At 73.0% G+C, this 23,809-nt stretch carries 28 protein-coding genes; 12 read left to right on the top strand and 16 right to left on the bottom strand.

Annotation, left to right across the window (positions count from 1 at the left end; genetic code table 11):
- Positions 1–9 precede the first annotated feature (9 nt).
- Positions 10–717, top strand: a complete 708-nt coding sequence (locus tag CHC11_RS26280; protein WP_089314470.1) for an MBL fold metallo-hydrolase — start codon at positions 10–12, stop codon at positions 715–717.
- Between the two features lie 32 nt (positions 718–749).
- Positions 750–1,616: a RecB family exonuclease gene (locus tag CHC11_RS26275; RefSeq protein WP_089314469.1), complete on the top strand. Its 867-nt coding sequence runs from the start codon at positions 750–752 to the stop codon at positions 1,614–1,616.
- 6 nt (positions 1,617–1,622) lie between these two features.
- Here CHC11_RS26275 and CHC11_RS26270 read toward each other — a convergent pair whose 3' ends face one another.
- From CHC11_RS26270 to CHC11_RS26260, 3 genes are all read right to left on the bottom strand, one after another.
- A complete protein-coding gene (locus tag CHC11_RS26270; RefSeq protein WP_089314542.1) occupies positions 1,623–2,531 on the bottom strand; it encodes an oxygenase MpaB family protein in 909 nt (302 codons plus the stop codon).
- Positions 2,532–2,651: 120 nt separating this feature from the next.
- Positions 2,652–2,948, bottom strand: coding sequence for a hypothetical protein (locus CHC11_RS26265; RefSeq protein ID WP_089314468.1), 297 nt, complete (start codon positions 2,946–2,948; stop codon positions 2,652–2,654).
- 5 nt (positions 2,949–2,953) lie between these two features.
- Entirely contained in the window at positions 2,954–3,148 is a 195-nt protein-coding gene (locus CHC11_RS26260) for a DUF1059 domain-containing protein (protein ID WP_089314467.1), read from the bottom strand.
- A gap of 188 nt (positions 3,149–3,336) precedes the next feature.
- Between CHC11_RS26260 and CHC11_RS26255 the strand changes: the two genes are divergently transcribed.
- Entirely contained in the window at positions 3,337–3,831 is a 495-nt protein-coding gene (locus tag CHC11_RS26255; protein WP_089314466.1) for an Imm21 family immunity protein, read from the top strand.
- On the opposite strand, the gene CHC11_RS26250 is transcribed toward CHC11_RS26255, so the two are convergent.
- Positions 3,828–4,775, bottom strand: a complete 948-nt coding sequence (locus CHC11_RS26250) for a helix-turn-helix transcriptional regulator (protein WP_089314541.1) — start codon at positions 4,773–4,775, stop codon at positions 3,828–3,830. The two genes, CHC11_RS26255 and CHC11_RS26250, sit on opposite strands and share 4 nt — an antisense overlap.
- 67 nt (positions 4,776–4,842) lie before the next feature.
- Here CHC11_RS26250 and CHC11_RS26245 point away from each other — a divergent pair, with 67 nt between their 5' ends.
- Both CHC11_RS26245 and CHC11_RS26240 read left to right on the top strand, forming a co-directional pair.
- Positions 4,843–5,418: a DinB family protein gene (locus CHC11_RS26245; protein ID WP_089314465.1), complete on the top strand. Its 576-nt coding sequence runs from the start codon at positions 4,843–4,845 to the stop codon at positions 5,416–5,418.
- Between the two features lies 1 nt (position 5,419).
- A complete protein-coding gene (locus CHC11_RS26240) occupies positions 5,420–5,857 on the top strand; it encodes a VOC family protein (protein ID WP_089314464.1) in 438 nt (145 codons plus the stop codon).
- Positions 5,858–6,029: 172 nt separating this feature from the next.
- On the opposite strand, the gene CHC11_RS26235 is transcribed toward CHC11_RS26240, so the two are convergent.
- Positions 6,030–6,905 carry an alpha/beta fold hydrolase gene (locus CHC11_RS26235; RefSeq protein WP_089314463.1) on the bottom strand — a complete coding sequence of 292 codons (876 nt, stop codon included), beginning with the start codon at positions 6,903–6,905 and terminating at the stop codon, positions 6,030–6,032.
- Positions 6,906–6,982: 77 nt separating this feature from the next.
- Here CHC11_RS26235 and CHC11_RS26230 point away from each other — a divergent pair, with 77 nt between their 5' ends.
- Positions 6,983–7,684: a glycerophosphodiester phosphodiesterase gene (locus CHC11_RS26230; RefSeq protein WP_245919781.1), complete on the top strand. Its 702-nt coding sequence runs from the start codon at positions 6,983–6,985 to the stop codon at positions 7,682–7,684.
- Positions 7,685–7,717: 33 nt separating this feature from the next.
- Here the strand turns inward: CHC11_RS26230 and CHC11_RS26225 are convergent, their stop codons facing one another.
- From CHC11_RS26225 to ligD (CHC11_RS26190), 8 genes are all read right to left on the bottom strand, one after another.
- The gene (locus CHC11_RS26225; RefSeq protein WP_089314461.1) at positions 7,718–9,166 is read right to left on the bottom strand and encodes a DEAD/DEAH box helicase; all 1,449 of its coding nucleotides are present in this window, start codon (positions 9,164–9,166) and stop codon (positions 7,718–7,720) included.
- 497 nt (positions 9,167–9,663) lie between these two features.
- On the bottom strand, positions 9,664–9,945 hold the full coding sequence (locus tag CHC11_RS26220; RefSeq protein WP_089314540.1) for a GlsB/YeaQ/YmgE family stress response membrane protein: 282 nt from the start codon (positions 9,943–9,945) through the stop codon (positions 9,664–9,666).
- A gap of 161 nt (positions 9,946–10,106) precedes the next feature.
- Positions 10,107–10,340, bottom strand: coding sequence for a DUF3107 domain-containing protein (locus CHC11_RS26215; protein WP_089314460.1), 234 nt, complete (start codon positions 10,338–10,340; stop codon positions 10,107–10,109).
- 223 nt (positions 10,341–10,563) lie between these two features.
- Positions 10,564–11,193 carry a TetR/AcrR family transcriptional regulator gene (locus CHC11_RS26210; RefSeq protein ID WP_089314459.1) on the bottom strand — a complete coding sequence of 210 codons (630 nt, stop codon included), beginning with the start codon at positions 11,191–11,193 and terminating at the stop codon, positions 10,564–10,566.
- A gap of 230 nt (positions 11,194–11,423) precedes the next feature.
- Positions 11,424–11,612, bottom strand: a complete 189-nt coding sequence (locus tag CHC11_RS26205) for a hypothetical protein (protein ID WP_089314458.1) — start codon at positions 11,610–11,612, stop codon at positions 11,424–11,426.
- 19 nt (positions 11,613–11,631) lie between these two features.
- Positions 11,632–12,957 (bottom strand): dihydrolipoyl dehydrogenase family protein, encoded by a 1,326-nt coding sequence (locus tag CHC11_RS26200; RefSeq protein WP_245919779.1) that lies wholly within the window; start codon positions 12,955–12,957, stop codon positions 11,632–11,634.
- Between the two features lie 107 nt (positions 12,958–13,064).
- Entirely contained in the window at positions 13,065–13,973 is a 909-nt protein-coding gene (ligD, locus tag CHC11_RS26195) for a non-homologous end-joining DNA ligase (RefSeq protein ID WP_089314457.1), read from the bottom strand.
- Positions 13,963–14,937 carry a non-homologous end-joining DNA ligase gene (ligD, locus tag CHC11_RS26190; protein WP_089314456.1) on the bottom strand — a complete coding sequence of 325 codons (975 nt, stop codon included), beginning with the start codon at positions 14,935–14,937 and terminating at the stop codon, positions 13,963–13,965. The genes ligD (CHC11_RS26195) and ligD (CHC11_RS26190) overlap by 11 nt, the downstream gene beginning before the upstream one ends.
- 113 nt (positions 14,938–15,050) lie before the next feature.
- On the opposite strand from ligD (CHC11_RS26190), the gene ku reads away from it, so the two are divergent.
- Positions 15,051–15,956, top strand: coding sequence for a non-homologous end joining protein Ku (gene ku, locus CHC11_RS26185; RefSeq protein ID WP_089314455.1), 906 nt, complete (start codon positions 15,051–15,053; stop codon positions 15,954–15,956).
- 81 nt (positions 15,957–16,037) lie between these two features.
- Here ku and CHC11_RS26180 read toward each other — a convergent pair whose 3' ends face one another.
- Both CHC11_RS26180 and CHC11_RS26175 read right to left on the bottom strand, forming a co-directional pair.
- Positions 16,038–16,340, bottom strand: coding sequence for a hypothetical protein (locus CHC11_RS26180; protein ID WP_089314454.1), 303 nt, complete (start codon positions 16,338–16,340; stop codon positions 16,038–16,040).
- Positions 16,341–16,528: 188 nt separating this feature from the next.
- On the bottom strand, positions 16,529–18,691 hold the full coding sequence (locus CHC11_RS26175) for an MMPL family transporter (RefSeq protein WP_089314453.1): 2,163 nt from the start codon (positions 18,689–18,691) through the stop codon (positions 16,529–16,531).
- Between the two features lie 166 nt (positions 18,692–18,857).
- On the opposite strand from CHC11_RS26175, the gene CHC11_RS26170 reads away from it, so the two are divergent.
- A complete protein-coding gene (locus tag CHC11_RS26170) occupies positions 18,858–19,574 on the top strand; it encodes a TetR/AcrR family transcriptional regulator (protein ID WP_089314452.1) in 717 nt (238 codons plus the stop codon).
- Positions 19,575–19,665: 91 nt separating this feature from the next.
- Here the strand turns inward: CHC11_RS26170 and moeZ are convergent, their stop codons facing one another.
- Positions 19,666–20,847, bottom strand: a complete 1,182-nt coding sequence (gene moeZ / locus CHC11_RS26165; RefSeq protein WP_089314451.1) for an adenylyltransferase/sulfurtransferase MoeZ — start codon at positions 20,845–20,847, stop codon at positions 19,666–19,668.
- Positions 20,848–21,075: 228 nt separating this feature from the next.
- Between moeZ and CHC11_RS26160 the strand changes: the two genes are divergently transcribed.
- The 4 genes from CHC11_RS26160 to CHC11_RS26145 all read left to right on the top strand — a co-directional run bounded on the left by CHC11_RS26160 (position 21,076) and on the right by CHC11_RS26145 (position 23,803).
- Positions 21,076–21,258: a hypothetical protein gene (locus CHC11_RS26160; RefSeq protein WP_089314538.1), complete on the top strand. Its 183-nt coding sequence runs from the start codon at positions 21,076–21,078 to the stop codon at positions 21,256–21,258.
- A 56-nt stretch (positions 21,259–21,314) separates the two neighbouring features.
- Entirely contained in the window at positions 21,315–21,506 is a 192-nt protein-coding gene (locus CHC11_RS26155) for a CsbD family protein (protein WP_089314450.1), read from the top strand.
- A gap of 141 nt (positions 21,507–21,647) precedes the next feature.
- Positions 21,648–22,571: a hypothetical protein gene (locus tag CHC11_RS26150; protein WP_143227325.1), complete on the top strand. Its 924-nt coding sequence runs from the start codon at positions 21,648–21,650 to the stop codon at positions 22,569–22,571.
- 11 nt (positions 22,572–22,582) lie between these two features.
- Complete coding sequence (locus CHC11_RS26145) at positions 22,583–23,803, top strand: S8 family serine peptidase (RefSeq protein WP_245919792.1); 1,221 nt, start codon at positions 22,583–22,585, stop codon at positions 23,801–23,803.
- Positions 23,804–23,809: the final 6 nt, after the last annotated feature.

Here is a 23,809-nt window from a genome sequence, read left to right as displayed (position 1 = left end):
GTGCGAAGCGTGGACGTGCGCATCGAACAGGTGGTGACGCCGGGGAAGCTCACCCTGGACGACACCGAGTACGACGTCGAGAACAACACCTACATCGTCGGCGACGACGACGAGGTCATCGTGATCGACCCGGCCAACGACGCCGAGGCCATCCTCAAGGAGGTCGGTGACCGCGAGGTCATGGCCGTCCTGCTGACCGACGGCAACGAGCACCGCCTCAGCGTGGTCCTCGAAGTCGCCGCGGCCGGCGAGGAGGACGAGGACAACTGGGCGCCCATCGCGCTGCACCGCGCCGACCGGCTGCTGTGGCGCGACTACTTCGGCCGCCTCGCCAAGGAGGAGGACGACGAGGACGACGCCAAGGCGCTGCGCTCCCTCGAACCCGACATCTGGCTGGAGGACGGCGGCGTCTTCGAGATCGGCGAGGCCCAGCTGGAGATCGTGCACACCCCGGGCCACACGCCCGGCAGCGTCTGCGTGATCAGCGAGCAGCTCGGCCTGCTGTTCTCCGGCGACACCCTGCACCGCGGCCGTCCCGGCTCGGTCGGCGGCGTCTACGAGGACCTGCGCAAGCAGCTCAACTCGATCGGCGCGCTGCTCACCCCGCTGCCGAAGGACCTGCGGGTCCTTCCCGCGCAGGGCGAGGAGACCACGGTCGGCGACGAGGACGCCCGCTGGGAGAGCTGGGGCTCCATGGCGCGGGAGTCCGACGACTAGCCGTGGGAGCCGAGCAGCTGGGCTTTGAGGGGATGCCTCAGCGGCTTTACACGTGCACGCCTTCGAGGCTGAACACGTGGCTGGACTGCCCGCGCCGGTACCGGATGACGTACCTTGATCGTCCGATGCCGCCGAAGGGGCCGCCGTGGGCGCACAACAGCGTCGGGGCGAGCGTGCACAACGCGCTGGCCGGATGGTGGCGGCTGCCCGTCCACGAGCGCAGCCCCGAGGCGGCCGGGAGGCTGCTGCTCCGGGGCTGGCTGACCGAAGGGTTCCGGGACGAGGCGCAGTCCGCGCAGTGGCGGGAGCGGGCCCGGGAGATGACGGAGCGGTACGTCGCCGGGCTCGACCCGTCCGACGAGCCGCTCGGCGTCGAGCGCACCGTGGCGACCCGCACCGACCGGATCGCGGTGTCGGGGCGCATCGACCGGCTGGACGCGCGCGGCCCCGAGCTGGTCGTCGTGGACTACAAGACCGGGCGGCACGTCCTGACCGCCGACGACGCCCGCGGCTCGCTGGCGCTGGCGATCTACGCGGTGGCGGCCTCGCGCGTCCTGCGCCGCCCCTGCCACCGGGTCGAGCTGCACCACCTGCCGTCCGGAGAGGTCGCGGTGTGGGAGCACACCGACGAGTCGCTGGCCCGGCACATCCGGCGCGCGGAGCAGATCGCCGCCGAGGCCGCGGCCGCCGACGAGGGGTACCGCGCCGGCGCGGGCAGGCGCGCCGGCGTGCCGAGGCCCCGTGAGGGGGAGGTCGACCACGCCCCGCACGACGAGCTGTTCCCGCCGCGTCCGGGGAACCTGTGCGCGTGGTGCGACTTCGCCCGCCATTGCCCGGAGGGCCGGGAGGCCGCCCCGCGCAAGGAGCCGTGGGCGGCGCTCCCCGTCGACGCCGTCTAGGGCCTGCTACGCGGTGGCCAGGGCCTGTCGCCCGGGCCAGCGGCGCGGGTCGCGGAGGCCGTAGAGGCCCTTGCCCAGGTCGTAGCCGTCGGCCGCGAGCCGCTGCCGGGCGCGCTCCAGCATGTCGCGGGTGGGCTTGGCGAAGGCGTGGTCGTGCAGCCGCTCCGGTACCGAGTTCATCGCGAGGCGGAACGAGCGGAGCGCCGCCGACACCGCGGGCTGCGGCACCTCGGGCAGCGCCCCGTACATCTGGCGGGCCCAGTCCGGCAGCGAGTAGTAGCAGAGCGCCCCGAACGGGAAGTAGCCCGGCTTGCCGGGCGCGAGGAATCTGAGGTTCTCCGGCATCGTCGGCCACATGAGGAACCGCACCGTGGCGGCGGCCTCCTCGGTGACGCGCAGGTGGGGCCTCATCTCGGCGAGGTAGCCCTCCATCTCGGCGACGCTGCCGGGGACGTCGTCGGCGTGCAGCCCGACGTAGGTCGCGGTGTGCCGCTGCTCGTCCAGGTACCTGTCGGCCATGGCGCCGGTCAGCGGCAGCCCGGCCCGCCGCGCGACCTCAAGATAGGAGTACACCTCGGCGCAGTGCACCCAGCGCAGCAGTTCGGGCTGGTCGAGGCGCTCCCGCCGGCCGGTGTCGTGGTTGAGGATGCGCAGGCTCCGGTGGATCTCCCGGACGCGGTACGCCAACTCGTCGATCTCCTCGTGCGCCCCGAACGTGGCCACCCCGACGAAGTCGGCGGTGCGCTGGAGCCGCCCGAACGGGTCCTCCTGGAAGTTGGAGTTCTGCCAGACGCCCCACATCGCCATGGGGTGCAGCGCCTGGAGCATGAGGCCGCGCACCCCGCCGATCCACATGGACCGGTCGATGTGGACGCGCCACGTGACGCTCTCGGGTGGCTGGACGGTCGCCGGCATGTGCACCTCCATGAGACAAACTGAAGTAAGTGTGTCATTACCTCAGTTCGCCCGCGACACCGCCCCCTTTCCGGGAGGTGAGGAGTCTTCGGCTGCCCGTGGCCCCGATGGACTGTCGGTTCACAATGCCTCGTCGCGCATGACCTCCAGGTTCAGGAAGCGCGGGCCGTCGGTGCACAGGGCCTCCATCTCCCCGGCGATGCGCCGGGTCTCGGGCAGGTCGCTGTTGTGCATCGCCTCCTCGTAGGAGGGGAACTCGACGATGTCGACGTAGTGGGACGCGTCCTGGCGGTCCTTGGTGTGCAGCTCGTGGGTCGCCGTACGCGTGCCCTCGCTGGCCCTGGCCCACTCGTCGAAAAGGCCCTCCAGCTCGTCCTGGCGGTCGGTGCGGTAGTCGATGATCTGTACGAAGCCCATGCGGCTCAGCCCCCGACCGTCGCGCGCTCGTCCTTGAGGTGGGTGCGGATCTCCTGCCGCAGCTCCGAGGTGTCGTCGTGCCCGTGCACCGACGCGGCGTGCTCGGCGGCGGCGCGGACGACCTCGTCCTCCTCGCCGCTGATGGTGAGCGTGCAGTTCGACTCGCTCGGCATGTCCCTGCAGTCGGCCACCTTGCGCATGTCTCCCCCTCGCCGGCCCGGCGCCCGCGCGCGAGGTGAGATCGTCGGCGGCGCCCCGTCCGGCACTTCTTCCCGCCACACCGTCACATCGTGACTGTTCACTTCAATCGTCGCATATCCCCATGTCAGGGGGAAGGTGTCCGAGGCGCGTTGTACGGTGACGCCTCCACCGAGGAGAGGGTGTGCCGATGGACTGGGTCGAGTCCGCTGGGGGCCCGCTGCTGGCCGCGCCCGCGTCGCAGATGGCCCGGTGGGAGGGCGTCACCGACGACGAGGGCCCCGTGGAGACCTGGGGCGACTACGGGCGCGCCTGCGCGGTCGACGGCTACGTCGGTCTGGTCGGAATCGGGGGCGGGCAGGGCCTCGTCCTCGGGGACGAACCCGCCATGACGACCTACCTTCCGGGCGAGCGCCTCTTCCTGCGCTGGGCGGCGGCCGACTCCGAGACCGAACTCCTCGACGCGGCCAGAAAGGCCGTCCACGGCGTCGAGTGGGAGGAGGAGCTCGACTGGGACGTGGACGGTGACGTCGTCCTCTTCGACTCCGCCTGGCCCGGCGCGACCCCCGAGCCCGGCAACCACCTGAACATCGACCTGGCCCCGGGCCGCTACCGCGTGCGCGCCGCCTGCACGCGGGACGACCGCAACTGGATGATCCTCGTGCACCTCCAGCCGGTGTCCTAGCCGGCCAGCGCCGCCAGGCGGCGGGCGAGCCGGGCGGCGGCCTCCCGCAGCTCGGCGGGCTCCAGCACCTCCACCTCGAAGCCCAGCCGGGCCACGTGCACGGCGAGCGCGTCCAGGTCCGCCCCGCCGACGACGAGCACGCACCAGCCGTCGCGGTCGTCCTCGACCCGTCCCACCTGGGGCGGGACCAGCTCCCGCACGTCGTCGGGCCCGGCGTGCACCCTGATCCGCGCGAGATGCCGGTACGGCGCCTCGGTCACGGCCCGCTGCACGTAGGCGACCGGGTCCGGATGCTCCCTCGGCCGGAACCGCCAGGTCGTCGCCGCCGCCTCGCGCATCCGGTCCAGCCGGAAGGTGCGCCAGCCGTCGCGGTCGGCGTCCCACGCCATCAGGTACCAGCGGCGTCCCGTGGCGACCATCCGCACCGGCTCGACCGTGCGCTCGCGCTCCCCGCCGTCCCGCCCGGGGTAGCGGAACCGGACCCGCACCGCGTCGCGGCAGGCCCGCGCGAGCGTCACCAGCAGCTCCGCGTCGATCTGGACGCCCGGGCCGACGAGGGTGTCGGTGGCGCCGTGCACCGCCCGCACCTCGGCGCGCAGCCGGGGCGGCATCACCTGGTCGAGTTTCGCCAGCGCCCGCAGGGCCGCCTCGCCCGCCCCGGCGACCGTCCCGCCCGACGCCATCCGCAGGGAGACCGCCGTCGCGATCGCCTCCTCGTCGTCCAGGAGCAGCGGCGGCAGCCGGGTCCCCGCGCCCAGCCGGTAGCCGCCGCCCACGCCCGCCGTCGCGTGGACCGGGTACCCGAGGGCGCGCAGCCGCTCCACGTCGCGCCGCACCGAGCGGTCGGTGACGCCCAGTTCGGCGGCGAGGTCGGCGGCGGTCCAGGACGGCCGCCGCTGCAGCAGTCCCAGCACCCGCAGCACCCGCTCGGTCGTCGCCTCCACGCTCACCCGCTCATCTTCCCACGAAACGCGGAACGTACCTGTCCGGTATTGCGGTGACACTGGCGCCATGACCCAGACGTGGAACCCACTGCTCCGGGAACAGATCGCCTGGCATTGGGACAACCAGCTTCGGCCCCGCATCAGCGGACTCGCCGACGACGAGTACTTCTGGGAGCCGGTGCCCGGCTGCTGGAGCGTGCGCCCGCGAGGCCCCGGTTCCGGTCCCGCGTCCGTGCGCGCCGGCTCCGGGGCGATGACCATCGACTTCGCGACGCCGCAGCCCGACCCGGCCCCGTTCACCACGATCGCCTGGCGGCTAGCGCACGTGATCGTCGGCGTGCTCGCGGTGCGCGGCGCCGCGCACTTCGGGCGCGCGCCCACCGACTATCGGGCGTTCGAGTACGCCGCGACCGCGGACGAGGCGCTGGCGCAGCTCGACGCCGAGTACGCGACCTGGCTGGCCGGGGTCGAATCCCTCGGCGAGGCCGGCCTCGCCCGCCCCTGCGGGGAGGCCGAGGGACCGTACGCCGAGCGGCCCCTGGCAGCGCTGGTCCTGCACATCAACCGGGAGCTGGTCCACCACCTGTCCGAGGTGTGCCTGCTCCGCGACCTCTACCTGCACACTCACCGGGAGGCGAGCTGACATGGCCCGCGACGTCCAGATCACCTTCGACTGCGCCGACCCGGCCGCGCTCGCGGCCTTCTGGGGTGAGGCCCTCGGCTACCGGTTGCAGGACCCGCCCGGCGGCTTCGCGTCGTGGGACGAGGCCCTGGAGGCGATGGGCGTCCCGCCGGAGAAACGCAACGACGCCTCGGCGGTGGTCGACCCCGGCGGATCGGGCCCCCGGCTGTTCTTCCAGCGCGTCCCGGAGGGCAAGCAGGCCAAGAACCGCGTGCACCTCGACGTGCGGGCCGCCCCCGGCCTCGACGGCGAGGCGAGGATGGCGGCCCTGGAGGCCGAGGCCGAGCGCCTCGTCTCCCGAGGTGCCACCCGCCTCCGGCGCCACGACCCGACGCCCCCGCTGGGCGCCGGCCACATCCTGATGGCCGACCCCGAAGGCAACGAGTTCTGCCTCGACTGACCTCGGACGACGTGTCGCCGGCCGCACACGCGGTTCCCCGGCGGGGTCGCCGCCTGGCTCACCGGCTTCGCGCCCTCGACGGCGATCTCGGCTGAGGCGGGGACCACAGGTGGCCTGGCGCGGCTCCTCGCCCGCCGAGCTCGGATGACGGAGCGCCCTGCCGGGCCCGTTGCTACTTGAGGGTGCGCTCGGTGTCGGTCCAGAGGGCGAGGAGGGCGGCGGCGGTGGTCTCGGGGGCGTCCCACGCGGGGGAGTGGGCGGCGCCGGGGATGACGACCTTGGGCGCGTTGAGGCGTTCGGCCATGGCGGACTGGGCGCGGGGGTCCCAGGCGTCGTCGTCCTCGCCGTAGATGACGAGGACGCGCAGGGCGGTGTCGGCGCAGTGCTTGGCCAGCTCGTCGACGCGGTCGGGGGCGGTGAGGATCCCGTCTGCCATGCACGCCAGCCCCTTCTCGGAGTTGCCGAGCGTGCGGGCCTTGAGGAAGGCGACGATCTCGCGCTGGAGGCCCCGCCCGAGGTAGTCCGGTTCGAGGCTGAGCTCCCAGATCTGCGCCATGCCGAGTTCGGGGATGGCGTCGCGCAGGGCGCGGGCCCGGGCGGCGGCCGGACCGGAGACGGCGCCCGGACCCGAGCTCATCAACGTGAAGGACGCGGGGCGGGCCCCGGCGAGGACGGCCTCGCGGCACACCAGGCCGCCGAACGAGTGGCCGACCAGGTGGACGGGGCCGGGGTCCAGTGCCGGCAGGAGGGCCGCGATGTCGGCGCCGAGGGCCGCGCGGGTGTAGGCGCTCTCGTCGTCCGGGCCGAGGGACTCGTACTGCCCGCGCATGTCGATCGCGACGACGCGGCGCCCGGACGCGGCCAGGGTCTCCAGGACGGCGAGGAAGTCCTCCTTGCTGCCGGTGAGGCCGGGGACGAGGAGGGCGGGCCGGCGGTCGGGCACGCCCGATCCCGGGAGGGCCTCCAGCGCGGCGAACGGGCCGCGGGAGGTCTCGACGGTCGTCCGGCGAACACCGGGGGGCAGACTCACGAACCGGGGCGTACTCACGGTGGAAACCTTAGTCAATGGGGCCCTGCGGGCTTCGGTAAGAAATCTTCGGTGGTAGCGTCGCCACCGTGGTCGCCATGCCTGCCATCTCCGCCCACCGCCGTGACGAAGCGGGCCTCACGGGCCTCGGCGACGCCGTCGCGTCCGGCGCCGAGTACGTGGAGATCGACATCAGGCGGACCGGGGACGGCCGGCTGGTCGTCCACCACGACCCCGAGATCGCCGGGCTCCGGCTGAACCGGCTCCCCTACGAGCGGATCCAGGAGCTCGCGGTCCGGCCCGTCCCGCTGGCCGGCGACGCCATGAAGGTGATCGCGGGCCGGGCGCAGGGGCATCTGGACCTCAAGGAGCGCGGCTGTGAGCACGAGTCCGTGGCGCTGGCGGTGGAGGCGTTCGGCACCGGGAACTTCGTGGTGACGACCCGCGAGATCACGTCCCTCACGGAGATCAAGAAGAGCTTCCCGGGGGTGCGGACGGCCCTGTCGGTCGGCCGCAACCTGTGGGAGCGGGGCGCCGCGCACGACTTCGCGCCGCTGCGGCTGGTCCGGCGGGCGGGCGCCGACATGGTCGCCCTCAACCACCGGCTCGCCCGCGTCGGCGTGCTGCGCCAGTGCGGGCGCGCCGGGATCCCCGCCATGATCTGGACGGTCAACGCCGAGCCCGTCATGCGCCGCTTCCTGCGCGACCCGCGCGTCGCCGTCCTCGTCACCGACCATCCGGGCCTCGCCCTCAGGCTGCGCGAGGGGGGAGGCCCGGACGGAACACGACCGCGGGACTGAGACGAGTCTCGCGGTCGGGTGCTCCGTCGCCGCTCAGGCGGTCTGCGGCGCCTCCGCGGTGCCGCCCCCGGTCGCGGCCGGCTTGCCGGCGCGGGTGCGGCGGCGGTTCCGGCTGCGCTTGCGCTCGGTGGCGACCGCGTCGACGACGTTGTCGTCCGCGGCCGTCTCGGCCTCCGTCGCGGTCGCCTCGACCGGCTGGCCCGCCCGCGTGCGGGTCCGGTCGCGCTTGCGGCGGCGCGGCCGGGGACGTTCCCGCTCCTGCTCCCGGTCGTGGTCGCGGCCGCGGTCGTGGCTGCGGACCTTGCCCGTCTCGCCGATGTCCTCCAGCTTCTCGGCGTCCAGCCCGGCACGGCCGTTCCGCTTGTCGGCGGGCAGCGTCCCCTTCGTGCCCGCGGGGATGCCGAGGGCCTCGAAGAAGTGCGGGGACGTCGAGTAGGTCTCCGGCGGATCGGCGAACGGCAGGTCGAGCGTGCCGTTGATCAGCTTCCACCGGGTGCGGTCGGACCAGTCGATGAACGTGACGGCGATGCCCTCCTTGCCCGCGCGGCCCGTCCGGCCGATGCGGTGCACGTAGGTGTCGGCGCTGTCGGGGCACTCGTAGTTCACGACGTGGGTGACGTCGTCGACGTCGAGGCCGCGAGCCGCCACGTCCGTGGCCACCAGCACACCGATCTTGCCGCTGCGGAACGCCCGCAGCGCCCGCTCGCGCTGGCTCTGCCCGAGGTCGCCGTGCACGGCGGCGGCGTCGAAGCCGCGCTGCGCGAGGTCGGCGGCCACCCGGTCGCAGGCCCGCTTGGTCTGGCAGAAGATCATGGTCAGCCCGCGGCTCTCGGCCTGCAGCAAACGGGCGATCATCTCCGGCTTGTCCATCTGGTGGGCCTGGAAGACGTGCTGGACGACCTGCGGTGTCGCGTCCGACTCCGTGTGCGACTCGGCCCGCACGTTGGTGGGACGGGTCAGGTACCTGCGGGACAGGGTGACGATCTCGCCCGGCATGGTCGCCGAGAACATCATCGTCTGCCGCTGCGCCGGGATCCGCTGGACGATGCGCTCGATGTCCGGCAGGAAGCCGAGGTCGAGCATGCGGTCGGCCTCGTCCAGCACAAGAATCTCGACCTTGGACAGGTCGAGGTGCTTCTGCTTCACGAGGTCCAGGAGCCGGCCGGGAGTGCCGACGACGACGTCGACGCCCTCGCGCAGCGCCTCGATCTGCGGCTCGTAGGCGCGCCCGCCGTACACCGACAGGACGCGGCTGCCGAGCTTGCCGCCGGCGACGAGCAGGTCGTCGGTGACCTGGAGGGCCAGCTCGCGGGTCGGCGCGACGACGAGCGCGCGCGGCTCGCGGCCGCCGTGCTCGATGCGCTGCAGCAGTGCGGCGCCGAACGCGAGGGTCTTGCCGGTGCCCGTGCGGGCCTGGCCGATGATGTCGTGGCCGCCCAGCGCGATCGGCAGGGCGAGCTCTTGGATGGGGAACGCCTCCACGATGCCTTCGGCTTCGAGGGCGTCTGCTATCTCGGGTACGACCCCGAGTTCACGAAAGGTAGTCAGGGCTTTCAGCCTCCAATATGCGGGGTCTCCGCTCCCGGGTGCGGCGCGGCTCGCCGGCGGAACACCGCCGAACCGGCGTGTCCGCCGTTCCTGTGGCCGCGCGCTCGCGCGGGAGGGACCAGCCGTTGCTCAAATCTTTCGGCGACCGCAGTCAGGGGTTGAGAGCAGTCACTCACTGTGGCTGCGTGCGGTCACACTCCGCGACGCAGTGTACCGACCGTTGATTGCCTACACCAATAGCCGGTCACTCGACCCAACGTTTCCATGGTTTCATCTATTCCGTCCCCGGCCCGCCAGGCGTTACGCGCCCGGCGCGGCGGGGCCTCCTGACCGGCCGGGGGCGGGGCGGGAACGGCCACATCCGGACACTTCGCGACGACGCAGGCCCCCGCCTCGAGAGGCGGGGGCCTGCGTCGGGGTGGTGCCGGGGGTCAGAAGCTCCGGCGGCGGGTCCGCGAGCCGTGGCCGCGGCCGCGGGTGTGCATCATGGTGAGCGCCGCCACGCCCAGCGCGGCGATCACCACCGCGAAGACGAAGGCGACGAGCATCCCCGCCCCGAGGGCGTCCGCGACGACGCCGCCGAGGATCGCGCCGGCGATACCGACGAGGACCGTGAGCAGGATGCCGATCGGGTTGCGGCCCGGCACGACCAGCCGCGCGAGTGCACCGATGACGGCACCGACGACGATGAACCAAAGGATCGTGGTGAGCATGTCGATCAACCATTCCTTTCCGTGGGCCGTTCGCCCGAAGTCGGTGATCGATATGCCCCACCTGCCGGGTTGAAACAAAAACCTGGTCAAGGCACGCGGGGAGAGGGTAAAACCGCGGGTGCACGGCGTGGGGTGGGTGGACCGCGCCGCTCAGGCGCGGCTCAGGTGTACTGCGTGCCGAAGCCGACGCTGCGCTGCTCGTCCTCGGCGATCTCCAGGTAGCCGACGCGGAGCGCGGGGATGACGACCCGGCCGGCGCGGCGGTCCTTCAGCACCAGCACGCCCTGCGGCTCGGCGAGCGCCGCCCCGAGCGCGTCCTGTACCTCGTCGGCCGTCTGGTCGGTGTCGACCACCAGTTCCTTGGCCACGTTCTGGACCCCGATGCGAACCTGCACGCGATGCCTCCCGTCGTCGGGCGCGTCCCGCCGACCGCCGGCGGGCCCGCTCCGATGGTCGCACGGAGATCGCCGGGACGCGCCGCCGCCCGGTTGTGCCGAGGGTGAACGTTCCCCGGCCGCGGGGTGGACGGCGCAGCCCGCTCCCGCCCGCGAAGCCGGTCCGGCAGCGCCTGCGGCGGAGATCCGGCAGCGCCTGCGGGGTCGGGGGGCGCCTGCGGCGTCAGGTCTGGTCGGTGGTGCGGGGGAAGCCGGAGATGCCGCGCCAGGCCAGCCGGGCGATGATCTTCTCCGCGGTGTCCTTGGGGATCGCCCGGTGCTGGGAGAGCCAGAAGCGGGCGCTGACCTCGGCCATGCCGACCAGGCCCATGCCGAGCAGGTGCGCCTCCTCGGCGGGGGCGTTGGTGTCCTCGGCGATCACCTGCGCGATCATCTCGGCGCACTGCTGGTTGGCGCGGTCGACGCGGGCCCGGACGGGCGCGACGTTGCGCAGGTCGGACTCGAAGACCAGCCGGTAGGCCTCGCCGTCGCCCGCCACGAAGTCGTAGAAGGCCTGCATGCTCGCCTGCACGCGCAGCTTGTTGTCCGTGGTGGACTCCAGCGCCTCACGGACGATCTTCACCAGGGCCTCGGCGTGCTCGTCCAGCAGCGCCAGGTACAGCTCCAGCTTGCCCGGGAAGTGCTGGTAGAGCACGGGCTTGCTGACGCCCGCGCGCTCGGCGATCTCGTCCATCGCCGCAGCGTGGTACCCCTGCGCGACGAACACCTCCTGGGCCGCGCCGAGCAACTGCTTGCGGCGCGCCAGTCGCGGCAGCCTCGTGCCACGGGGGCGGGCGTCCGGGGTCGCGGTCACCACACTCTCCGATCACCGAATCGTGGGGACGGATGGGGGTCGTCCGTCACCGGGAAACAATCTCATCATCCTACGCGCGGGTAACTCCGTTGGTCACGGGCACCGCCCGCCGTCGTTCCTTCGCGCAGGTCAGTGTATTCCCGCCGGAACCGGAACCGGTCCCGTTCGATCTCTCTGTCGACCTTCCTTCCTGTGCCCGCCGCCAACGATCCGGACCACCGGAACGCAGCTCACCGGTAGTCGTCCTCGTCCAGCCGGACCTCCCGCCGCTGCTCGGCCGCGTCGGCCTCGTTCGCGTCCTCCGGGATGGGGCCCGCCTCGACGCGCTCCTCCTCGTCGAGGGCGGCCCGCTGCTCGGCCGCGTCGGCCTCGTTGGCGTCGTCGGGCGCGGGCTGTTCCAGGTCGTCGGTCTCGCTCATCAGGGATCCTCCTCCAGGGTCACAGCCGTCCGGCCAGCTCCCGCAGCGGCGCCTCGACGGACTCGCCGTGGGTCGGGAACGCGTGGACGACGTCGGCGAGCAGGCTCAGCGGCGTCTCCGCGCGGATGGCCAGCGCGATCTCGCTCATCCACTCCTCGGCGTGGAGTCCGGCGGCGGCGGCGCCGACCAGCACTCCGCGGGTGGGGTCGGCGTACAGCTCCACCCGGCCGCGCTCGTCGGCCTCGACCGCCGCCCGGGCCGTCGCGGCGAGGTCGTACCCGGCGGTGAGCAGGTCTATGCCGAGTTCCTCCGCCTGCCTGGGCGAGATCCCCACCGAGTAGACGGTGGGCGTCGTGTAGACGACGCGGGGGATGGCGCGGTAGTCGGCCACGCGCCGGTGCCCGAGCAGGTTCGACAGCGCGACCTGCGCCTGGTAGCGGGCGGCGTGCGTGGTGCGGGCGACGCCGGTGACGTCGCCGGCCGCCCACACGCCGCCCGCGCCGCACGGCACCCGGCACGTCTCGTCCACGGGGATCCCCTGGCCGGGGGCGACGTCGATGCCGAGGTTCTCCAGCCCGAGACCCTCCACGCGGGGGCGGCGCCCGGCGGCGACGAGGACGCGGTCGGCGTCGAGGGTCCCGCCGTCGGTCAGCCACAGCCGCAGCCCGACGTCCTTGCGCTCGGCGTCGGCGACGGCGGCGCCGAGCCGCAGGTCGACGCCCATCCGGCGCAGGGCGTCCGCGAGCACCTCCCCGGCGAACGGGGCCTCCGCGGTCAGCAGCCCCCCGGACGCCTCGACGACCGCGACCTGCGAGCCGAACGCCGCGTACACCTGCGCCAGCTCGCAGCCCACCGGGCCGCCGCCGAGGATCACCAGCCGGCGCGGCAGGTCGGGGACCGACAGGGCCTCGGCGCTCGTCCACAGCGGCACGTCGGCCAGCCCTTCGGCGGGCGGCATGACCGGCTCGCTGCCGGTGCAGACGACGAGGTCGCCGAAGCCGTGCACGGCGCCGTCCACCTCGATCCGGCCGTGGTCGAGCACGCGCCCCCGGCCGCGTAGGACGGTCACGCCGTCCTCGGCCATCCGCGCGACCGCGGGGTCGTCGCCCCGGTGACGGGCCAGCCGGTCGCGGCGGGCGAGGGCCATCTCCCAGGTCTCGCCGCGGCGCGCCGACAGCAGCAGCGACTTGGACGGGACGCACGCGAAGTACGGCGACTCACCGCCGACGAGGCGGTTCTCGACGAGCGCGACGTCCCTTCCCGCGCGGGCGAGGCCGGTCGCGACCAGCTCCCCCGCGGTCCCCCCGCCCAGCACCACGGCGTCGTAGTGATGGTTGTGCGGCAACGGTTTCTTCCTTCCACCCGTGGTGTCCCCACGCACCATGGTGGCGGAACGCGGTCCCGGAGAGTGCCTATTCGAACACATAGGGCACCCGGGATCGCCGAGGTCGCTCAGGGCAGCGGCCGGTGGTCCTTCAGAAGCGGTTCCAGGAGGTCGCCGTGCTCGTCAACCCGGGCGAGGACGTCCTCGGGCCCGAAGACGAGATCGGCGGCGTCCCCGCACGACTCCAGCTCGTCCCAGGTGATCGGCGTCGACACCGACGGCCGGCTCGCGGCGCGCAGCGAGTAGGGCGCGACGGTCGTCTTGGCCGGGTTGTTCTGGCTCCAGTCGACGAAGACCTTGCCCCCGCGCAGCCGCCGCTCCATCTTCGCGACGACCAGCTTGGAATTCTCGTCGGCCAGGCGCTGCGCGGCCGCCTTGGCGTATTCGGACGTCCGCTCGGCGTCCTTCGGCTCCTCGATCGGGACGTAGAGGTGCAGGCCCTTCTTGCCGCTCGTCTTCGGGCAGGACTCCAGGCCGTCCTCGGCGAGCACGTCGCGCAGCAGGACGGCGACCTCGCACGCCTCCACGATCGTGGCCGGCGGGCCCGGGTCCAGGTCGAAGACGACCAGGTCGGGAGCGTGCACCTTGCCGCGCGGTCCGACCTTCCACTGCGGGACGTGCAGTTCCAGCGCGGCGAGGTTCGCGCACCACACGAGCGTGGGCAGGTCGTCGACGACGACGAAGTCGAGGGTGTCGCGGCCCTTGGAGCTGCCGGGGGTGGGGATCGTCGCCGTGCGGATCCAGTCCGGGGTGTGGGAGGGGGCGTTCTTCTCGAAGAACTTGCCGCCGTCGACGCCGTCCGGCCAGCGGATGCGGGTCGCGGCGCGGTCCTGCAGGTGGGGGAGCATGACCGGGGCGATGCGGGCGTAGTAGTCGATGACCTCGCCCTTGGTGAACTCCGGGTACATGCTCTTGTCGAGGTTGGAGAGGGAGAGCTGACGGCCGTCCACGTCGACGGTGGTCCTCTTACTGCTCACTCGTGACCTCCAGGGGGTCCTTGTCGTCACGCAGGCCCCGCCAGGACGGGAAGCGGAGGCGGCCGTCCCTGGTCCGGGCGCTGTAGGCGACCTCCCCGACGAGCCGGGGCTCAACCCACTGGGCGTCGCGGGCGAACTCGCGCGGGACGGGCTCGTCGTAGGGGCTCGTCGGACGGCGCAGCGGCCACAGCGTCTCGTACAGCTCGTCCAGTACGCGGTCGCTGAAGCCCGTGCCGACGTGCCCCACGAAACCGAGCAGGCCCTTCCCGTCGTACTCGCCGAGCAGCAGCGAGCCCACGCCGCCTTCGCGCCGGCCCTTTCCGGGCTTCCAGCCGCAGACGACGACCTCGCGCGTCATGAAGTTCTTCACCTTGCGCCAGAAGTCGACGCGGCGCCCCGGGCGGTACGGAGAGTCGAGGCGCTTGGCGAGCAGGCCCTCCAACTGCTGCTCGCGGGTGAAGGCGAGCAGCTCCTGCACCTGGAGCCGGTCGCCGCCGTGCAGGTACGGGGGCACCTCCACGGGGCCGGTGCCGGCGAGGTCCAGCTCCGCCAGCACCGAGCGGCGGTCGGCGTAGGGGACGTCGTACAGCGCGTGCCCGTCCAGGAAGAGGACGTCGAAGACCACGTAGCGGACGGGCACCTCGCGGATCAGTCGGGGGTCGGGGCGCTGGACGTGCATCCGGCGCTGGAGGCGTTCGAAGCTGGGGCGTCCCTCCTGGAAGGCGACGACCTCGCCGTCCAGCACGACGTCGTGGTCGGGCAGCAGGTCGGCGAGGGCGGACAGCTCGGGGTAGCGGCTCGTCACCTCGCCGCCGCGCCGGCCGACGGCGCGGACGCCGTCGGCGGAGACGTGCGACAGGACGCGCACGCCGTCCCATTTCAGCTCCAGGCCCCACTTCCCGCCGTCGGAGGGGAGGTCCCCGGTGGAGGCCATCATCGGCTCGACGGGCCACGGCATGGTCATACCGCCGTCTTACCCCGTCCCGCCGCACGGGGAAAGGATCACGACGCCGTTCTGGCGCAAATCGAACGACGTTGCGACGCTAGGGGCAGGAACGCGCTGGGTAAGGACGGATCATGCGCAGTATCTGGAAGGGCGCTATCTCCTTCGGTCTGGTGACCATACCGGTGAAGCTCTACTCGGCGACGGAGCAGCGGGACGTCGCCTTCCACCAGGTGCACCGGGAGGACGGCGGGCGCATCAAGTACAAGCGGGTGTGCACGGTCGACGGCGAGGAGGTGGCCTACTCCGACATCGCCAAGGGCTACGAGCTGCCGAGCGGCGAGATGGTCATCCTCACCGACGAGGACTTCGCCGACCTGCCGCTGTCGTCCAGCCGCCGGATCGACGTCCTGCAGTTCGTGGAGCGCGAGGAGGTCGACCCGATCTACTTCGCGAAGTCCTACTACCTGGAGCCCGACGCGCAGGGCGCCAAGCCGTACGTGCTGCTGCGGGACGCGCTGGAGAGCTCCGGCCAGGTCGCGATCGTCAAGGTGGCGCTGCGCCAGCGCGAGTCGCTCGCGACGCTGCGGGTCAGCGAGGGCGTGTTCGTCCTGGAGACCATGCTGTGGCCGGACGAGGTCCGCGCGCCCGACTTCCCCTTCCTGGAAGAGGACATCGAGGTCCGCAAGCAGGAGCTGACGATGGCGACGTCGCTGATCGAGTCGATGGAGGGCGACTTCGACCCGGGCGAGTACAAGGACGCCTACCGGGAGGCCCTCCAGGCGGTGATCGACGCCAAGGTCGAGGGGCGGGAGGTGGCGCGGCCCGCCGAGGAGGGCGAGCAGGAGCCCGCCGCGGACCTGCTCAGCGCGCTGCGCGCCAGCGTCGAGGCGGCGAAGAAGAGCCGCGGCGAGAAGGCGGGGAAGGCGGCGTCCGGCAAGGGGACGCCGGCGAAGAAGCCCGCCGCGGGCAAGGCGGCGTCGTCCAAGTCCGGCGCGAAGAAGGAGCCGGCCAAGAGCCGCAGCCGCAAGTCGGCCTGACCCCGCCGCGAGCATGCCCGCAGGGACGGAGGGCGGCGTCCCCCCGGATCGGTGGGAGGACGGCCGCGTGCGCCGGGCGGTTCAGTTGTCGCGGCGGGCGGCGAGCACCCGTCCGACGGCGGCGGCAGCGGCGGACGGGTCGGCGCACGGCGCGATCCGCTCGCCCCAGCCGTGGCAGTAGGACCAGCCGTCGCCGGAACGATCCCGCACCGCGATGACGCTCTCGTTGACCCGCGGCAGGCGCGGGTCGGCGATGTGCGCGGTCGGGCGGCGGTCGGCGGGCGCGGCGACCTCGACCGCCCAGCCGGCGGCGCGCAGGACCTCGGTGAGCCGCTCCAGGTGCGCGAGCGCCGTCTCGGCCTCGGTGATCATCAGCACGGACATGGTGCCTCCAAGGGAACATCCCGGCACGGGAAGGGTTCGGGGATCCGCCGGGCAGGCCGTCACGGAACGCCTCACGCGAGGGTGCAGCCGGTGGAATGGCGTTCAGTCTTGCGCCGGGTGGAGGAGACCACAAGCGGTTCGGGGGGATTGGTGGCCGGCACTTCGGCGTGCCGGCCACCGGGGCGGGCTCAGCCCACGGGCTCCAGCCGCGACGGGGGAGCGGCCGGGGCGTCGCTCTCCCGGATCCCGTACCGGCCGTAGAACCGGGCCAGCGGGCCGGGCGCCCACCAGTTCGCGCGGCCGAGCAGCCGCATCGTGGCGGGCACGAGCAGCGCCCGGACGACCGTCGCGTCCAGCAGGATCGCCACGGCCATCCCGACGCCGGTCATCTTGATGAACGTGATGCCGGACGTCGCGAACGCGCCGATCACGACGATGAACAGCAGCGCCGCGCTGGTGATGATGCCGCCGGTGCGCTGCACGCCGGAGGCGACGGCCGCGGTGTTGGAGCCGGTCAGGTCGTACTGCTCGCGGACCCGCGACAGCAGGAACACCTCGTAGTCCATCGAGATCCCGAACAGCATCGCCAGCATGAGGATCGGCATCGCGGGGGAGATCGCGCCGGTCGCGGTGAAGCCGAGCGGGCCGGACAGGTGGCCGTCCTGGAACACCAGCACGACCGCGCCGAAGGTGGCCGACAGCGACAGCATGTTCATGACGATCGCCTTCAGCGGCAGCAGCACCGACCCGAACGCCAGGAACAGCAGGAGGAACGTTGCGCCGCCGACGAGCACGCCCAGCCAGGGCAGGGTCGCGCCGATGCTGGCGAGCTGGTCGACCACGTCGGCCGTCTCGCCGCCGACGTAGGCGCGCGCGCCGGGCGGCGGCGGGACGTCCCGGACCCGCTGGACGAGGTCGCGTGCGGCGCCGGAGTTCGGGTCGGCCTCGTAGCGCAGCGCGAGCCGGGTCGTCGTCCCGCCGGCGCCGGTCACCGTCGCGTCCGTGACGCCGGGCAGCGCGTCCAGGCGGGCCCCGTACGCCTGGACGGCGGCCCGGTCGGACGTCCCGGTCACGACGGCCTCGATCGGGCTGGTGGCGTTGCGGGGGAAGCGGGTCTCCAGGGTCTCGGAGACGACCCGCGCTTCGGCGCCGGCCGGCAGCGCCTTCGCGTCCACGCCGCCCCAGTTGATGCGCAGGAGCGGCGCGCCGAGCGCGAGGAGCAGCGCCACGGTCGCGACCATGTAGACGACCGGGCGGCGCATCACGCTGCGCGCGACCCGTCCCCACCAGCCGTCGAACCGGCCGCCGGACGCCGCCCTGCGCCGCCGGACCGGCAGCGCGTTCACCTTCGGGCCGAGGACGGCCATCAGCGCGGGCAGGACGGTCAGCGCCCCGGCCATGCACACCAGCACGGTGGCGATGCCGCCGTACCCCATGGAGACCAGGAAGTTCTGGTCGAACAGCAGCAGCCCGGACAGCGACACGGCGACCGTGACGCCGGAGACCGCGACGGTGCGCCCGGCCGTGGCCATCGTGGCGGCCAGCGCGTCCTCGGTGGAGGCGCCGTCCCGGCCGATCTCCTCGCGGAACCGGCTGACCATGAACAGCCCGTAGTCGATCGCGAGGCCGAGCCCGAGGAACGTGGTGATGTTGACCGCGAAGATCGACACGTCGGTGACGTAGGTCAGCGCGTGCAGCGCGGTGAACGAGCCGAGGATGGCCACGCCGCCGACCAGCAGCGGCAGGCTCGCCGACACCAGCCCGCCGAAGATCAGCACCAGCAGCACCAGGAGCACCGGCATGGCCATGCCCTCGGCGCGGCCGATGTCGGACGAGACGCGCTCGTTGATCGCGACCTCGGTGCCGACCGCCCCGCCGACCTTCGCGGTGAGACCGCCGCCGACCTCGGTGAGGTCGTCCTGGACCGCCTTGTAGGCGTCCTCCCTGGCGGCCCCGTCGGAGCCGGCGAGCTGGAGGACGGCGTAGGTCGCCTTGCGGTCGTCGCTGACGAACTGCGGCGCGCGGGTCGTCCAGTAGGTGCTGGCCTTGGCGACCTTGTCCGGTGGCAGCGCGGCCAGCGCGCGTTCCACCGACGCCCGGTAGGACGGGTCGTCGACCGTCGTCCCGCCCTGGTAGAGGACCACGACGTCGGCACCGCCCCTGCCGAGGTCGCGCTCGGCGATCCGCTCCGCCGTCGCGCTCGGGCTGCCCGGCGTGTCGAAGCCGCCGGAGGAGGTCAGCGCGCCGAAGACGCCTGTGCCCCACACCGCGGCGAACACCAGCGCCGCCCCGGCGGCGGCGAGGACCCACCGCCTGCGCCGGTGGACCCACCTGCCCCATCGATCGAACATGACGCTTCTCCCCAACTTCGTTACCTTGAGTAATTTCAGTGAACGGCGTAAACTGAGAACAGCGTTAACTTCGCATACGGTGTTAGCTGTCGTCAAGGGTGTTTTTGAGGAATCATGCGGGGGCGGCCGGAGAGGCGGCCGGGCACCCGGCGGAGAGGGGGGCGAGGTGGCAACGCGTCGTGATCGTGTGCGGGCGGCGACGGTCAGGGAGATCACCGACACCGCCCGGCGGATCCTCGTGGAGCAGGGCCCCGACGCGGTGACGCTGCGCGCCATCGCCCGCGAGATGGGCATGACCGCCCCCGCGCTCTACCGCTACTTCGGCAGCCACGGCGAACTGCTGCGGCACCTGGTCGGCGACCTGTTCACCGAGCTGACCCGCGACCTGCACGCCGCCATGGACCAGGTGCCGAGCGGCGACATGAGCGGCAAGTTCATGACGGTGGCCCGCCAGTTCCGCCTCTGGGCGCTGGCGCATCCCCGCGAGTACTCGCTGCTCTTCGGCGCGCCGGTGCGCGGCGCCGCGCACCGGGAGGAGGTCGACTTCGCCGAGGAGTGCGCCCGCCGGCTCGGCTGGACGTTCATGTCCCTGTTCCTGGAGCTGTGGAGGAAGAAGCCGTTCCCGGTGATGGCCGAGGAGGAGATCCACCCCGGCATGCGCGAGGAGCTGCGCCGCTACCGCGACGACGTGCTCGGCGTCGGCCTCCCGCTCGGGGTGGTCCAGCAGTTCCTCAAGTGCTGGATCAGGCTCCAGGGCGGCGTCAGCCTGGAGGTCTTCGGCCACCTGGAGTTCGCCCTGAGCGACGCGGCGCCCATGTTCGAGCTGATGCTCCGCGAGGTGACCGTCGAGCTCGGCCTGACCTACGCGCCCCCGAAGGGCTGAGCCGGAGTCCTGCCGGCGGTGCCGCGCGGCGGTCGCGGACGGCGAAAGGCCCCCGGGCCCTTGGCGGGTCCGGGGGCCTTCCTGCGGGCGGTCAGTAGGACGGGAGGCTGGGGTCGATCTGGTTGACCCAGGCCAGGACGCCGCCGCCGACGTGGACGGCGTCGCCGAAGCCGGCGTTCTTCACGACGGCGAGGGCCTCGGCGGAGCGGACGCCCGACTTGCAGTGCAGGACGATCTTCTTGTCCTGCGGCAGGCGCTCCAGGGCGGAGCCGTTCAGGAACTCGCCCTTGGGGATGAGCGTGGCGCCCGGGATCGCGACGATCTCGTACTCGTTGGGCTCGCGGACGTCGACGAGGAAGATGTCGTCGTCCCGGTCCTGCATGGCCTTCAGGTCCTGCACGGAGATCGTGGAGTCCCTGACGGCCTCGGCGGCCTCGTCGGACACCGCCCCGCAGAACGCCTCGTAGTCCTCCAGCAGCTCGGTCTGCGTCGGGTTCTTGCCGCACAGCGGGCACTCGGGGTCCTTGCGGACCTTGACCGAGCGGTAGGTCATCTCCAGGGCGTCGTAGACCATCAGCCGGCCGACGAGCGGCTCGCCGATGCCGGTCAGCAGCTTGATGGCCTCGTTCACCTGGATGGAGCCGATGGACGCGCACAGCACGCCGAGCACCCCGCCCTCGGCGCAGGACGGCACCATGCCGGGCGGCGGCGGCTCGGGGTAGAGGCAGCGGTAGCAGGGGCCGTGCTCGGCCCAGAACACCGACGCCTGGCCGTCGAACCGGTAGATCGAGCCCCACACGTACGGCTTGCCGAGCAGGACGGCGGCGTCGTTCACCATGTAGCGGGTGGCGAAGTTGTCGGTGCCGTCCACGATCAGGTCGTAGCCGGAGAAGATGTCCATGATGTTGTCGCGGTCGAGCGCGGTGTCGTGCACCAGCACGTCGATCAGCGGGTTGATCTCACGGACGGTCTCGGCGGCCGACTCGACCTTCGGCCTGCCGAGCGAGGACTGCCGGTGGATGATCTGCCGCTGCAGGTTGGACTCGTCCACGACGTCGAAGTCGATCACGCCGAGGGTGCCCACCCCGGCGGCGGCCAGGTAGAGCAGGGCGGGGGAGCCGAGGCCGCCCGCGCCGACGACCAGGACCTTGGCGTTCTTGAGGCGCTTCTGCCCGGCCATGCCCACATCGGGAATGATCAGGTGCCGCGAGTAGCGGTTGACCTCGTCGCGGGTGAGCTCCGGGGCGGGCTCGACCAGAGGTGGCAACGACACGGTGAATGCTCCTGTGCTGGCGCTCGGCGTTCGGGGACGGCGGGACGTCTTCGTCCTCCCACGGCACAACCTTGCCATGTGCTGCGGCATTCCCCGCAGCCGCCTGCCGGACGGTTGCCTGTGTCTCCCCCGGTACCGGAATGGATCGCCTTAAAAGGGGCACCGTACGGGCGCGGAGCCGGCGAACGGGCCGGCCGCGGGTGAGGAGAGGTGACGGGCGTGGGGTTCATGAAGAAGCTCAAGGGTGAACGGGCCGGCCGCCGGACGGCGGGGAGGCGGCGCAAGCCGAGCGCACGCGAGCGGCGGGCGGCGATGCGCACGGAGCAGGCCGAGGCGAAGCTCCTGGAGACCGAAGCCCTCATCCACGAGGAGGCGGAGCGGCTGCGCCGCGGCACCCGGACGTCCGCATAATCCGGGCCATCGGGGGCATAGCCGGTTGTACAACGCTCCGTACAGGAGGAGGAGCCATGGGTTTCCTCGACAAGCTGAAGAACAAGGCGCAGCAGGCCAAGGGCCGGGGCAAGGAGGAGGCCGGACGGCAGTCCGGCGACCCGAACCTGGAGGCCGAGGGCAAGAGCGACCGCGCGTCCGGCGGCGTCAAGCAGGTCGGCGAGAAGGCCAAGGACGCCGCCAGGGAGGCGAAGCGGACCGTGGAGTGATCCGCGGACCTCTGGCCGCGGCGCCGCGTGGACCGGGGCCCCTCTGAGGAGGGGCCTCATCCGTCTCTCCGCCGGGGAATGAGGGCGGCCTTCGCGGGATGACAGGCGGAATGTCATGAAGCGCCGTTAATCTTGACTGTTGTGGCATTCCTGCCCCCCTCCCAGCAGCCGCCCCCGCCGCGGTCCCCGCGCCGGCACGGCATGCCCGGCGGCTTCCGCCCGCCCGGCCCGCCGGCTCCGCCAGGACCCGCGAACCCCTACGCCGGGCCGGCGCGCCCGCCCGGGGTGCCGCCGCGACCGCTGGGCGCCGGCGGCCCGCCGACGGTGCTGGGGCTGACCGGCCGCCAGTGGACGATCACGGCGCTGGTCGTCGGCTGCTGCTACCTCGTCACCACGGGCATCTCGTTCTTCGGCGCGTGGACGACCCTCAAGCGCGAGCCCACCAACGCCGAACTCCAGATCGCAGCGAACAGGGAGGTCGCGCGCCGCTGGGAGGCATGGCCCGCGCGGCGGGTCTTCCCCGATCGGCTCGGCTACCGGCCGCCGGGCAACCGCACCGAGTACGCGTCCCGGACGGGGATCGTCCCGGACGCCGGCTGCGTCCAGGGCGTGGACGAGGAGATCGCGACGACGATCGCCCGGCACGGCTGCCTGGCCGTCCTGCGCGCGACCTACGTCGACCAGTTGCAGGGCGTCGTCGTCACCGTCGGCGTGGTGGCGTTCCCCGACCCGTGGAAGGCCGACCGGGCCTACAAGGAGTTGCCCGGCTCGCACGGCCCGGACGGGACGGGCTCCGTCCGCCCCGCGCTGCACGCCGCCGCGTTCCCGGGCACGGCGTCCGCCCGCTTCACCGACGAGGCCAGGCAGGACCGGACGGTCGACCGCGGCGGCCCGTACGTCGTGCTGACGACCTCCGGCCAGGCCGACGGCCGCCCCGCCACCGCGATCAAGAAGGAGCGCCCCGGCGAGCCGTTCGCAGTGTCCCCGCAGATCGCCCGCACGATCGCGCGGACGCTGTCGGCCAAGCCGCTGCCCGACTGCGACCTGCCCGAGTGGCGATGCTGAGGGGGGCGCGGGTGAGGCGTCGCGGCGCGCCGGCGGCGGTGGGAGCGGCGGTGCTGGCCGGGAGCTGGCTGATGCCCGTGCACGCGCACGCGGACGTGGTCCGGGACGGGCAGCGTCCCATCCTCTCCCTGCTCGGCATGGAGACCGCCTGGAAGGTGACCAAGGGCGCCGGCGTGACGGTCGGGGTCGTCGACTCGGGCGTCGACCCCACCCAGCCGGACTTGCGCGGCAAGGTCACCGTCGGCCCCAACATGCTCGCCGAGATCGACGCCGGGACGACGCCCGCGCGGCTGCACGGCACCGGGATGTCGACGCTGATCGCCGGGCAGGGCCACGGGCCGGGCGGCGGCTCGGGGGTCATCGGCATGGCCCCGCAGGCGCGCATCCTCGCCGTCCGGACGATCGGCGAGCCGGAGGACGCCAGCTACCGCCGCTTCCGGGCGGCGGGCAGCGCGAAGAACGCGGTCGCGCGCGGCATCCGCTACGCCGCCGACCACGGCGCCGAGGTCATCAACCTGTCGCTCGGCAGCCGGGACGACAACCCCGCCGAGCGCGCGGCCGTCGGCTACGCCATCGGCAAGGGCATCGTGGTGGTCTCCGCCGTCGGCAACGACGGCGACGAGGACCGGCTGCTGGACGGCGACGGCTTCGCCCCCTACTCCTACCCGGCGTCCTACCCCGGCGTGATCGCGGTCGCGGCGACCGAGCCCGGCCACGCCCGCGCGCCGTTCTCCAACCGCAACTACTCGGTGCTGCTGTCGGCGCCGGGCGCGGGCCTGCCCGTGGGGGCGCCGGGCGGACGGTACTTCACGAGCGACGGCACCAGCGACGCCAGCGCCATCGTCGCCGGGATCGCGGCGCTGGTCCGCGCGAAGCATCCCCGGATGGCGCCCGGGCTGGTCGCGCAGGCGCTGATCCAGAGCACCCGGCACGGCCCGTCCGGCGGCTACGACCCCGAGGTCGGGTTCGGGGAGGTGCACGCGGCCCGCGCCCTGTCGGCCGCGGACTCGCTGGCCTCGACGTCGCCCGGCCCGGCGCAGGCCAAGCCCGCCGGGCAGCGGTTCGGGAAGCAGGACCCCGGCCCGGTGGAGGTCATCGCCCGGCCCTTCTGGGTCCGCCCGCTGATCATCGCGATCGTGCTCCTCGGGCTCGGCGGGACGGCCGGGGGGCTCGCGCTCGCGGTCGCGTTCCGGCGCCGCCACCCCGGGCGGCCTCCCGTCGCCCCGTCCTGAGCCGCC

The organism is Actinomadura mexicana (assembly GCF_900188105.1).
Classification (GTDB): Bacteria; Actinomycetota; Actinomycetes; order Streptosporangiales; family Streptosporangiaceae; genus Spirillospora; species Spirillospora mexicana.
Note: the sequence above shows the minus strand (reverse complement) of the source record. Positions and strands in the feature narration are given on the sequence as shown.